Below are 12,665 nucleotides of genomic sequence, written 5' to 3' on the forward strand. Positions count from 1 at the left end.
TCCGACTTTAACGGTGCAATGCCGGCGCGCCTAGTGCTATTCGTCATCCTGAAAAATAAACTTCAAAAAAGCGTCAAAGTGCTTTTTCCTGTCATGTGTTTTGCGGTATTACGAAGACAGACAGCCGAAACCTGCAACACAGGTGGCGTCTTCCAAGACACCTCTTGTGTGCACCGCACTTGACGCCCCTCAAGTGCGTTCGACGGTCGAATCGAGGCGCAGCACTGTCGCGGTATTGCGTCGACTGGCTCCCACAAAGGTGACCGAGTATGGATGATCATGGACGTAACCCTTCTTCCGACCAGCCAATCCTTTATGTGCTTGATACCAATGTACTGATTCACGATCCAAACGCACTGCTCAACTTCGAAGAACACCACGTCGCCATCCCGATGATCGTGCTTGAGGAGCTCGACAAACTCAAAAGCGGGCACCACAGCGTTGCCGCCGAATGCCGCCAGGCCATCCGCCTGATCGACAAGACCCTCGGCGAAGCCTCCCCCGACGACGTCGAGGTGGGCGTACCGATCCAGCGTGGCAAAAGCGGGCCCAAGGGCTTGCTGTCGATTCTGATGAGCAAGCGCAGCGAGCCCAACAGCCTGCTGCCGGAAAATCTGAACGACAACAAAATCATCAACCAATTGATCGACCTGCACGCACGCGACAAGGACCTGCGCCTGGTGCTGGTGACCAAAGACATCAATATGCGCCTCAAGGCACGAGCGTGTGGGATCGCTGCCGAGGACTACAGTACTGACCAACTGGTTGACGACGTGTCGATGCTGTCTCGTGGTTATCACACCATGACCGGCTCGTTCTGGGATCGCGTCAGCAAGGTCGAAACCCGTCAGGACCATGGCCGCACCTGGCACCAGGTACAGCTGATCGACAACCTGCCGGCTGTGCACATCAACGAATTCATCATCGACGAACAGGGTTTTGTGGGCTGGATCAAAGAGATCCAGGTCGACAAGCTGCTGATCCTCGACCTGCATCAGGAACCCCTGTTGCACCAGGAAGCCTGGGGCCTGAAACCGCGTGATATCTACCAGAGCCTGGCGCTGTATGCCTTGCTTGATCCGGACATCCACCTGGTCAACCTGACCGGCGCCGCAGGTTCGGGGAAAACCATCCTCGCCCTGGCCGCCGCCATCGAACAGACCATGGTTACCAAACGCTATCGCCGCATCATCGCCACCCGCAGCGTGCAGGGCCTGGACCAGGAAATCGGTTTCCTGCCCGGCACCGAAGCGGAAAAAATGGAGCCGTGGCTGGGGGCGATCACCGACAACCTCGAAGCCTTGCACATGGATGACGAAAACACCCATGGCAGCGTCGATTACATCCTCAGCAAAGTGCCGTTGCAGTTCAAATCCCTCAACTACATTCGAGGTCGCAGCTTCCAGCAGAGCCTGATTTTGATCGATGAATGCCAGAACCTCACGCCGCACCAGATGAAAACCATCATCACCCGTGCCGGCGCCGGTTCCAAAGTGGTGTGCCTGGGCAACCTGGCACAGATCGACACCCCTTACTTGTCCGCGACCAGCTCCGGGCTGACTTACCTGACGGAACGCTTCAAGGACTTCCCGAACGGCGTGCACATTGCGCTGCAAGGTGTCCCTCGCTCGATTCTGGCCGAATACGCCGAATCTCACCTGTAACCACGGTCAATGTGGGAGCTGGCTTGCCTGCGATAGCATCACCTCGGTGTAACTGACATACCGAGGTGCCTGCATCGCGGGCAAGCCCGACTCCCACAAAAGCCAGCTCCCACATTTGATCGGCGTTGGGTTTACAATCGGAGCTCCTGATCAGGAGTATCCCTGTGCTGACTCATCTCGATTCCCAAGGTCGCGCCCACATGGTCGACGTCACTGAAAAAGCCGTGACGTTCCGTGAAGCCGTGGCCGAAGCGCGGGTGCGCATGTTGCCCGAGACCCTGAAAATGATTGTCGACGGCGCCCACCCCAAGGGCGACGTGTTTGCCGTGGCCCGTATCGCCGGGATCCAGGCCGCAAAAAAAACCAGTGATCTCATTCCCCTGTGCCACCCGTTGATGCTCACCGGGGTCAAGGTCGAGCTCAGTGCCGATGGCCTGGACGCGGTGCGCATCGTCGCCCGCTGCAAACTCTCCGGGCAGACCGGCGTGGAGATGGAAGCGCTGACCGCGGCCAGTGTTGCCGCCCTGACGATCTACGACATGTGCAAGGCCGTGGACCGTGGCATGACCATCGAAACCATTCGGCTGCTGGAGAAACTCGGCGGCAAGAGCGGGCATTTCAAGGCGGACCAGGCATGAGCATCAACGTACTGTTTTTTGCGCGCTACAGCGAAGCGATTGGCCTGGACTCCCTGGAGATGGAAGGTGACTTCGCGACGGTCGACGCTGTACGCCAGGCATTGGCCGGTGACCCGGAATTCGCAGTGCTCAATGAGGCCAGCCTGATGTGCGCTCGTAACCAGGAACTGTGCGACCTTGAAGAGCCGCTGCAAGCTGGCGACGAAGTGGCATTCTTCCCGCCCGTGACCGGAGGCTGACCATGGCGATTCGGGTGCAGGCCGAGGCGTTTGATCCCGGCGCCGAGGTCAATGCGATGCATGCGGCCAATGTGGGCGTAGGCGCGGTGGTGAGTTTTGTCGGCTATGTGCGCGACTTCAATGATGGCCTGGATGTGGCGGGGATGTTCCTTGAGCACTATCCGGGCATGACTGAAAAAGCCCTCGGCAAAATTGCCGTGGAGGCTGAACAGCGTTGGCCACTGCTCAAGCTGGAAGTGTTGCACCGCATTGGCACCCTGGAGCCGGGTGAGCCGATCGTGTTCGTCGCGGCGGCCAGTGCCCATCGCCAGGCCGCGTTCGATGCCTGCGCCTTTGTAATGGACTACTTGAAGACGCGGGCGCCATTCTGGAAGAAGGAGAACACCAGCGAAGGGCCGCGCTGGGTGGAAGGTCGCGAAAGCGATCACGCAGCCGCTGACCGCTGGAAATAACGTGTGGCGAGGGGCTTGCTGTGGGGAGGGAGCTCCCTCGCCACAGCAAGCTCCCCCGCCACACAGGTCAGGTCGAGGTTTGCAGCCGGTGGGGCGACAGCATCGCTTCGGTCAACCCGAACGCCGCCAATGCATCCGGCAAAGGCTTGCCGCGCACCAGCGCCGCACTGGCCTGGCCCATCGCCGGAGACGTCTGGATCCCGTAGCCGCCCTGGGCCGCAACCCAGAACAAACCCTCCACCTGTGGATCGAACCCGCAGACCAGATCCCCATCGCTGACGAAACTGCGCAGCCCGGCCCAGGTCCGCGCAGGCCGGCGGATGCTCAGGGTGGTGGCTTCCTCGATGTGATAGATGCCCGTGGCGATGTCCAGCTCTTCCGGCTGCACATCGTGGGGCTCCACCGGGTCGGCATTGGCCGGTGAACCGAGGAACATGCCGGCGTCGGGTTTCATATAGAACGAGCCGTCGAGGGCGGCCAGCTCCGGCCATGCATGGATGTTCAGCTCGGCAGGCGGGGCGAAGACGAACGCACTGCGACGTTTGGGCTGCAGGCCGATTTTCTGTGCACCTGCCAACTCGCCGATATGGTCGGCCCAGGCGCCGGCGGCGTTGAGGATCACTGGGGCGCTGAAGTGCTGTTGGGCCGTGCGCACCTGCCAGAGTCCTTGAGCGTCACGGGTCAGTTTCTGCACCTCACTGTCGGTGTGGATTTCTCCGCCATTGCGCCGAATGCCGCGCAGGTAACCTTGATAGAGCGCATCGGTATCGATGTCACACACGCTGGGGTCGTAGATTCCGCCGTGGACTTTTTCCCTGCGCAGGATCGGCATCATGGCCATCGACTCCTCGACGTCGAGCAGTCGCGTTTCTGGCACAAGGGCTCTGGCGCTCAGGTATTGGCGCTGCAACTCATCGGGGTCGCCAATCAAGTCCACCAGCAATTCGCCTCGTGGCGTGAGCAAGGGGTGTTCGGCAAAGCCTGCGGGCGGCTGATCGAAGAAGGCGCGACTGCCCAGCGTCAGTGCGCGGACCTGGGACGTGCCATAGGCGGCGATGTACAGGGCGGCGGAACGGCCGGTGGAGTGGTAACCCGGCATCGACTCGCGTTCCAGCACGATGACGCGGGCATGGTGTGACAGCCAGTAACCGGCGGATGCGCCGGCGATGCCACCGCCGATGATGAGGTAGTCGGCCTGGTTCATGTGTTCCTCCTGGATTTGAAAGTGCTGGAGCCAAATGTGCAGGCTTGTTCGTTCTCCCACAAGCCCGCCTACCTATTTTTATTTCGAATGGCGCTAATGCATATCCATGTTAATTCCAATCAGCTCTCGCTATTTCTGAAAAACTGTTATTTCTAACAGTAGTCGCCCGCTTTTATAACGCGTCTACTATCGTCATGCCGGTAATAGGTCGGTGTAAGTGGTAAGCGTCTTTTTCTAGAAAAAAGGAGAAAGGAATGAAAACGGCGGAAGAGTCAGAAGTTCCAGAAAAACCAGAATTCCGTTTGGACGTGTTTGAGGTTGAACTTCCTCGCCCGGGTGGCGGGAATGTAGTTGAATCTGGAGTCTATGTGGGCGGCCGGCAGCAATGCCAAGTGAATATAATTGTTAAAAAGGAGAAAAGAAACGAAGAGGGTAAGTGGGTTGCGGTTACACTTGAGGACCATGAGCGTAAGAGTGCTACGCTGGTTGAATATTCTACGGATAAAAAAGCGACACTGCCTAAAGGGTGGAGTTGTGATACTGAAAGGAATGGATTTGTCATGGGGCCGTGGGTGGGGCGGTTGGAGGGAGCCGGCAGTAAAACAGATTATACGAACCCTATCATACAGCCGATTCCTGGTATGGGCCCGCTTGAAGATATCAAACGTTACATGCGCTTCGATAAGGGAAACGCTCTTAATCAAAAATTTATGGCAAAGATCGTAATCGAGGGCGTTACCTATATCACTAATATGGTTAGGGAAGATGATGATGAAATCTTCCAATCGTCCGTCACCTTAACTCCGCGCGAGCCCTATGCATTGCCCGCTGAACGACTGGACCATTGGGCCGACACCTACGCCCTGACAGAGTATAAGCTGGATGTGGATATATATTATTGGACGCCACCCCCTGGGTTGAGATTTGTCGAAAATATAGTTCCCGAAAACGCGGTTAAACTACTGGATCCCACTGTTCAGGGGGATAGGTTTGCAATTTACTATACTCATGATGTTGGATCGGGTATCAGGCAAATCGGCGGCGTGATTCCAGGGAATACGGTAAATAACATCACAATGAACGATCTGCTGAAAAAAACCGTAGGGCAAAATAAAGAAATCATTGCGAACAAGCGCAATACAATAATGCGTGCTGCGCGAGTCAAGGCATGGTTGGATAACCCCGATGTGGATCGCCAAGGCTCCAGCGTCTGGACACTGGTAGATAATTATGGCTGCGAGCATCACTACTTTCTGTCCTGGGCCGACGATCGAAATGTGTTGCAGTTGATCGCCACTTCAAAACCCATATCCTCTTAGCGAGTTTGTTAAACGGCGGTCCTATGGATATCTATTCGAACGCATTTAATTTCAGTGCCCATCTGGGCGGTTCGGTTGACCTGCGTACCGGGCAATATGGGTGTCTGATTCGCCTGGTAACCTTGAGCCCAAAAGGCCCGCTGGAGGTGACTCGAGAGATTGCCTTGTCGTTCTCGATGATGGATACCCGCAACATCCCCTACGGTAAAGGCTGGAACTTGTCGAATACGGAGTTTGACGCGGCCAGTTCGAAGTTAACACTGCTCAATGGCGAACAGTATCTCACCCAGGGGCTGCCCTCCATAGGGCAAAACGCCGTTATCCTCGACCATAAGTTGAAAGACCTGACTCTTAAACGGGTTGATCAATCTACGCTGCATGTACTTTACAAAGATGGCACTCTCGAAATCCTGCGTCGCCTCACCACCGGTCGCCCCTTTAAAATCATGGCCATCCAGTTCGAAAATGGCGAACGGCTGAGCTTCGAATACACCAACAATGATAATTTGCAGCGCATCGTTGACGAGAAAGAAAACGAGCTGTTGGTGTTGAGGTACAGCGGCGGATCGCTGGTCACCGCTGATACGCGGTTGGAGGGTAATCGTTATGCCCGCACGCGATTCGAGCATTCTCATACCGACAACCAACTGACCAAGGTCACGGTGCCTTACGACCTGACTGGGCCGTACGCGGATGAGGGCTATTCGTTTCAGTACCTCAGGTTGCCTGAATCAATGGTGGCTATTTCCCAGGTTTTGACACCCATGGGGGGGCAGGAAATCATCCGGTATAACCTCAGAGGGCATCAATATGAGGGTGGTTTATACATTCCGGTCGTCACCACGTGGGAGCAAAACCCGGGGCGCGGGCAGCCCTCGATCATGCGTTCCTATCGCTACAGCCCCAGCCGTAACTTCACTGGATATCCTTATAATGGCGGGTTCCGCCAGGGTCAGGATAATTTGTACCGGGTGGATGGCGATTACTTCTACTGGGGGGAAGAAACTTACATTGATAGCGCTAATCAGGGCGCTCAGCTGCGGTATACCCGTGTTACCTATAATCGATTTCACCTGATTACCGAAGAACTGGTATTGGCCAAAGGGAGCCAGGTTAAAACCGAGACCGTCTACAACGAAGTTCGTGGTTTGAAGTTTCCGGATCAGCCCGCCAACCTCCAACTACCCAGCCGTATTACCAAGACTTTTGAGCTGTATCCCACAGGTAGCACCCCCCCAAGGACGGAAGTGGTCAGTATCACCACCGATGACTTCGGCAACGAACTAAGCCGCACCGAAGCCTCCGGCGTACGCACCGAATACGCTTATTACCCGGTGACCGGGGAGCCAGGAAAATGCCCCGCTGACCCCCTTGGTCTCTTTCAGCGTTACCTGAAGCTGGAAAAACTTTTCCCGGCCAGATCGACCACTGCGGCTCGGACCACTGAACATTCCCACACTGGCGTCTCAATGACAGGGGGCGGCTATTTCGTCATGCCGCTTGCCGTTGACCTGGAAGGGGGAACCCAGACGTCGCATACCTACCATTCAGAGGCTGCCAACCCCGCCCTGCATGGTCGCTTGAAAAGCTCCACGATGACGATTGACGAACTCTCTCTGGTTACCGACTTTACCTACACCCTCAACGGTGATTCGATCACCGAAGTCCGGAGCTTGAAGGGGCGTGAGCCTGGCCAATGGCTCGAGTCCGCGCGCACGTGGTCATTGACCAATCAGCGTCTGTTCGCCATGACGCGTGACTCCCTCGGCAGCCTGGAGATGACGTACGATGCCGGTGGGCGGCTGACATCGGAAACCGCCGCGCCAGGCAAGCCCCAGATGGCCCGACGTCGTTATGCCTATCACTTTTCGGCCGGGGCCAAGATGGCCCATTTGGTCACCACGGACGCACAAGGCACCGTGCTCTTCACGTATTTCGATGGTATGGGACGCCAGCTCTCTGCTGCACAATCGCTTGATGGTATTGCAGACAATGACAGGCTCCTGGGTTCCTGGGGGTACGACGCACTCGGGCGGCTCGTGAAGCAAACCCGTCTGGATTATCTGGGGGATGGGCCGCGTACGTTGAAAACCAGTCACGCCTATAACATCTGGGGCAATCCGTGGACGGTAACTCAACCCGATGGTCGGGTAGTGATCGACGAGTATGACCCGCTTCTCAATCGCAGGGTGACGGGGGTACAAGGTGGAGCGCAACTGGAAACCTGGTTCAACGAACACAATCAGCCAGCACGGGTTGAGCGGGTGAGCGCTGGCGGTGCACGCATCGTGGTGGAGACCCGGACTTATGACGGGCTGGGCCGCTGCACGGAGCGCGTCGATGCCAGGAAGACCAGGACCGAATACACCTATGACATTTTTGATCGTGTGGTGCGCAGCCTGGAAACCCCTTCCGACGAAACGCCACCCCGTGAGACGTTGACGACGTATGCGCTTGGCACCAGCGAGCCAATGGTGCGCACCCTCACCGTAGACAGGAAGCTGGTCGGCACGCGTGAATACGACAGCCTGGACCGCGTCATTTCCCAGGCGCGCGGCAGCGCAACAGCCACGACCTGGGAGTACAAGCCCAACCAAATTGCGCCAGTGGCGGTGACTTCGCCGCGCGGTGATCGTCAAGAGTACGGTCATGATCCTGAGCTGGAGACATTAACGAGCGTCAAGATGGCAGGGCATGCACCGATAGACCTTGAGTACGACCCCATCAGTGGAGCGATGCGACAATCACTCACCGCCGGGCTCAAGCATGAGATGAGTTACGACGAGAACGGCTATCTCGCCAAGGAAGTTCAGACGCTGGGCAGTCAGGCCTTGACTAGCCTGACGAGTTATTCGCCGGGTGGGCGGCTGTTGCGGCACTCCGCGGCGGATGGGCAGCACAGTGACCTGGTATATGACCAGTTCGGACGCCTCCAACAGACCACCACCGGTTTCGTCCGCATGATCCGGACTTACGACAGTCTGGGCCGCCTTTCGGCGCGAATCCTCAATTATCAAATGCGTCTTACCGACTCGGTGACCTTTGACGCATGGGGGCGTGAGTCGGAACGCAAACTGGAACAGGACGGTGCGCTACTGCAGAACATTGTCAGCACCTATTACGACGATGGCCTGCTGGCCACTCGCACGTTGAAAGGCGCGAATGACGCCGTGGTCACGGGCGAGACGTTCACTTACGATGGTTATTCGCGACTCAAATCCTATGTATGCGAGGGCACGCAATACCCGATGGATAAATTGGATCGGGCGATCAAGGAACAGCGTTTCAGTTATGACGGTCTCGATAATATGACTGAAGTGCGGACAACGTTTATCGATGGCAGTAGCGACCGCAGCGAGCGGTTTTTCCAGGGTAAGGACCCTGCCTGCCTGACGCACCTGACCCATACAAACCCGGTACGAAACCTGACCCTGAGCTATGACGCCTCCGGTAATTTGCAACAGGGCACCTTCGGTCGCGGTTTCACGTACAACGGTTTTGACCAGCTCACTGCTGTACAGACCGCCACAGACAAGTACAGCTACCAGTACGACGGCGAAGCACGCCAGGTGCTTGCTGCGCGAGGCAACGAAGCTCCCGTGATGCTGGCCTATGCCGGGGATCGGCTCGACACGCTGGCGCAGGTCAGTATGCGGGCACGTTACGTGCGCGACGGTGACCAGGTGGTGGCCTACCGAGATAGTGGTAATTACCAGAAACTACTGGTTCTTGACGGCGCTGGCAGCGTCCGCGGTGTGGTGGCACCGATCACGGACCAGGTGCGCCGGCATTACGCACCCTACGGTGACGCCAGGATCGAGTTGCGGGATGACGTGTCGCCCACGATGATGGAAATGCAATTGCCCGCCTACAACGGCGAGCGGCTGGACGTACCGGTCAACCTCTATCACCTGGGTAATGGGCGCCGTGCGTATGATCCCGAACTCATGGTGTTTCTCTCTCCTGATCCCCTCAGTCCTTTTGACGAGGGCGGGATCAACAGCTACGCCTATTGTGGCGGTGACCCGGTGAATTGGTCGGACCCCAGCGGCCTCTTCAGTTTTCCAACATGGGCCCGGTGGGCACTGACCGGTGTTGCACTGGGCATGTCGGTGGCCACCGCTGGGCTTGCAACTGCGGGCTTGCTCGCTGCCATCGGCGCTCAAGCCGCTGCACTGACCATTGCCGGCAAGACCGCGCTGTTGCTGGCCTCAGGCGCGGCCTCAGTAGGTGGGACGTTGGGGATTGCCGCACTGAGCGTTGAGGCGGTCGACAATCAGATGGGCTGGGATCGCTCCAGTCAAATCAACGTCCTGAACTGGGCATCGCTGACCTTTGCAGTGGTGGGTGTCGCGGCCAGTTTAGGGGGCGCAGGCATAGCGGCGACGGGCGCTTCCCGGGCGGTTGCAGCCGCCGCAAGCCCGGCGGTCCGAAGCTTCAGTCTATTGAGTTCCCAAGCCAGGGCTGGATTGCAGGCCGCTGGCAAGTTGCTGACCGGTGCTTCTTACAAGTTCTTCAATGACATTACGCTGCCAAGCCAAGCCTGGGGGATGACGCGGTTTGGCTTGCGCGTGGTCAATCTGTACCGCTCGGTCGACGGTCGGATCAGAAAGCGCCAGCCGGCAGCGCCTATCGGGGGCGGTGCAGAGAACTTGCAGCAGCCATTGGGACAGCCGCAACCCGCGCCTCAGGCCCATCGCCTTGTCGATATGTCGGGCAGCAGCTTCACCTTCCATGAGACCTTTTCGCAGGAGGCCTCGCGTGTTCGCCAACCCATCCTGGCCGAATGGAATTCGGCCTGAGGCCTTCCAGCTTAAGGGCGTTTGCGCTCCACCGGACGCAACAAATGCGTCGGCGGCGTTTCGCAACTGATCTTGCGGCCCAGCAAGGTTTCGATTGACGGCAACTGGTACGAATCGTCTTCACCGGCAAAGCTGATGGACACCCCCGCAGCACCGGCACGGCCGGTACGGCCAATCCGGTGCACGTAGTCGTCCGGCACTTCCGGCAGGGTGAAGTTGATCACGTGGCTGATGCCATCGATGTGAATCCCGCGCCCGGCCACGTCGGTGGCCACCAGCACGCGAATCTTGCCTTCGCGGAAACCTTCCAGGGTCTTGATGCGCTTGTGCTGCGGCACGTCGCCGGACAGTTGCGCGGCATTCACGCCATCACGCACCAGGCGTTCTTCGATGCGGCGCACTTCGTCCTTGCGGTTGGCAAACACCATGACCCGCTCCCAACCGTTGTCGTTGACCAGGTTGTAGAGCAGCTTGTATTTGTCGGCACCGGCCACGGCATAGATATGCTGTTCGACGTTCTCGCTGGCGACGTTGAGTGCCTCGATCTCGACGATGGACGGGTCAGTGGTCCACTGCTTGGCGAGGTTCATCACGTCTTCGGTGAAGGTCGCGGAGAACAGCAGGGTCTGACGCTCGTTCTTCGGCGGGGTCTGGCGAATGATCTGACGCACTTGCGGGATGAAGCCCATGTCGAGCATGCGGTCGGCTTCGTCCAGCACCATCACTTCGACCATGTCCAGGTGCACATCGCCGCGCTGGTTGAAGTCCAGCAAGCGCCCCGGGGTGGCCACCAGGATGTCGCAGTGGCGCGCTTCCAGGTGCTTGAGCTGCTTGTCGAAGTCCATCCCGCCAACAAACGTCATCACGTTGAGGCCGGTGTACTTGGTCAGGTCGGCGGCGTCCTTGGCGATCTGTACCACCAGCTCCCGGGTCGGGGCGATGATCAGTGCGCGGGGTTCACCCATGTAGCGCTCTTTTGGCGGTGGGGTCTGCAACAACTGCGTAATGATCGAGATCAGGAAAGCAGCGGTCTTGCCGGTACCGGTCTGGGCGCGACCGATGGCGTCTTTGCCGGCGAGGGTGAAGCCCAGCACTTGCGCCTGGATCGGCGTGCAGTACGGGAAACCCAGGTCCTGGATGGCGTGCATCAGTTCCGGGGCGAGCTTGAAATCATGAAAGCGGGTTTTGCCTTCCTGGGGTTCGACAACGAAGTCTTCCAGTTTCCAGGGAATAACCACAGGTTTGGGCGCGCGTTCACGGCGCGGCTTCTCCTGGCGTGGCTCCTGGCGTGGTTGGTCGGCGGCTGGCTCTTCAGCGACGTTAACCGTGGCGGGTGTGGTCACCGGCTCTTTTTTTGGCGAGGCTACAGGTGCGGTCCGGCCAGGCTGCTGGCCGTCATTGCGGCTGCCTTGAACGTGGGCGGGGGCACTGGAACCTGGCGCGAGCTGCTCAGCCTCGCTTTTACCGAACATCTTCTTGAGTGCTTTGAGCACGGTCATCTCATCAATTGGTTAAGGAATGTACGCCGGCCAGTGTAATGCAAGAATCGGGCGCGGCGTAGTGCGTTGGTCATGCGGCTACACAATGGGTGGTTTTCAGCCCAGGCGGGCGGCCAACCAGTCACCGATATCGTGTATCTCCTGGGGTAACACTTCGTGGCCCATTGGGTATTCCTGCCATGCAACGGTGACACCGCGCGACTTCAAATGCTCATAGGCGCTGCGCCCCATGGCGTTCTGCACCACGTCGTCGTATTGGCCGTGCAGGCACAGCGCCGGAATCCGTTGCTGGCTCGCCGACAATTCGAGTTCGTCACCGAAAGTGGGAGCGTAGGTGGAAAGGGCGATCACGCCACCCAAGGCGCCCTGCCATTTCAGGAAAGCGGTGTGGAACACCACGGCGCCACCCTGGGAAAAACCGGCGAGGAAAATCCGCGAGGCGTCTATCCCGCTGCTTTTTTGTTCCTTGATCAGGTCGGTAACCATTTTTGCCGAGGCTTCCAGCTCTTCAACACTGATGGAACGCGCCGGGCTCATGGCCTTGATGTCGTACCAACTGGGCATCTCATAACCGCCGTTGATGGTCACCGGGCGTGTCGGCGCCTGGGGCAGGACAAAGCGCGTCGACAGGAGTTTTTCCTGCAGGGCTTCGGCCACGGGCAGGAAGTCGTAGCGATCGGCACCCAGGCCATGCAACCAGATTACGCAGGCGTCTGCGGGCTTGGCGGGCTGAAGAATCAAGGGTTCGGTCATGTCTGCTCCATATATGTGCGTGCGCTCCGATTGAGTGCATCGGAACGGTGCGCGACGGGTTGATCTGTTAAGAGAATGTCGCAAGGTTGAATCTT

At 58.1% G+C, this 12,665-nt stretch carries 9 protein-coding genes; 6 read left to right on the top strand and 3 right to left on the bottom strand.

Features of this window, described 5'->3' with window-relative positions:
• Positions 1-269 precede the first annotated feature (269 nt).
• The 4 genes from HX811_RS01235 to moaE all read left to right on the top strand — a co-directional run bounded on the left by HX811_RS01235 (position 270) and on the right by moaE (position 2,993).
• On the top strand, positions 270-1,664 hold the full coding sequence (locus HX811_RS01235; protein ID WP_010170407.1) for a PhoH family protein: 1,395 nt from the start codon (positions 270-272) through the stop codon (positions 1,662-1,664).
• Positions 1,665-1,828: 164 nt separating this feature from the next.
• Positions 1,829-2,302 carry a cyclic pyranopterin monophosphate synthase MoaC gene (gene moaC, locus HX811_RS01240; protein ID WP_008435663.1) on the top strand — a complete coding sequence of 158 codons (474 nt, stop codon included), beginning with the start codon at positions 1,829-1,831 and terminating at the stop codon, positions 2,300-2,302.
• Positions 2,299-2,541, top strand: a complete 243-nt coding sequence (gene moaD / locus HX811_RS01245) for a molybdopterin converting factor subunit 1 (RefSeq protein ID WP_003216306.1) — start codon at positions 2,299-2,301, stop codon at positions 2,539-2,541. The genes moaC and moaD overlap by 4 nt, the downstream gene beginning before the upstream one ends.
• A 2-nt stretch (positions 2,542-2,543) precedes the next feature.
• Complete coding sequence (moaE, locus tag HX811_RS01250) at positions 2,544-2,993, top strand: molybdopterin synthase catalytic subunit MoaE (protein ID WP_177044416.1); 450 nt, start codon at positions 2,544-2,546, stop codon at positions 2,991-2,993.
• A 67-nt stretch (positions 2,994-3,060) separates the two neighbouring features.
• Here moaE and HX811_RS01255 read toward each other — a convergent pair whose 3' ends face one another.
• Positions 3,061-4,197, bottom strand: coding sequence for an FAD-binding oxidoreductase (locus tag HX811_RS01255; RefSeq protein ID WP_177044418.1), 1,137 nt, complete (start codon positions 4,195-4,197; stop codon positions 3,061-3,063).
• A 254-nt stretch (positions 4,198-4,451) separates the two neighbouring features.
• Here HX811_RS01255 and HX811_RS01260 point away from each other — a divergent pair, with 254 nt between their 5' ends.
• A complete protein-coding gene (locus tag HX811_RS01260; RefSeq protein ID WP_177044420.1) occupies positions 4,452-5,516 on the top strand; it encodes a hypothetical protein in 1,065 nt (354 codons plus the stop codon).
• Positions 5,517-5,539: 23 nt separating this feature from the next.
• Positions 5,540-10,318, top strand: a complete 4,779-nt coding sequence (locus tag HX811_RS01265) for an RHS repeat domain-containing protein (RefSeq protein WP_177044422.1) — start codon at positions 5,540-5,542, stop codon at positions 10,316-10,318.
• Positions 10,319-10,329: 11 nt separating this feature from the next.
• Here HX811_RS01265 and rhlB read toward each other — a convergent pair whose 3' ends face one another.
• Together rhlB and HX811_RS01275 are read right to left on the bottom strand one after the other, a co-directional pair.
• Positions 10,330-11,817 carry an ATP-dependent RNA helicase RhlB gene (gene rhlB, locus HX811_RS01270; RefSeq protein ID WP_023659203.1) on the bottom strand — a complete coding sequence of 496 codons (1,488 nt, stop codon included), beginning with the start codon at positions 11,815-11,817 and terminating at the stop codon, positions 10,330-10,332.
• A 96-nt stretch (positions 11,818-11,913) separates the two neighbouring features.
• A complete protein-coding gene (locus tag HX811_RS01275; RefSeq protein ID WP_003216319.1) occupies positions 11,914-12,570 on the bottom strand; it encodes an alpha/beta hydrolase in 657 nt (218 codons plus the stop codon).
• Between the last annotated feature and the right edge of the window lie 95 nt (positions 12,571-12,665).

It is taken from the genome of Pseudomonas sp. F8002, assembly GCF_013385495.1.
Lineage (GTDB): Bacteria > Pseudomonadota > Gammaproteobacteria > Pseudomonadales > Pseudomonadaceae > Aquipseudomonas.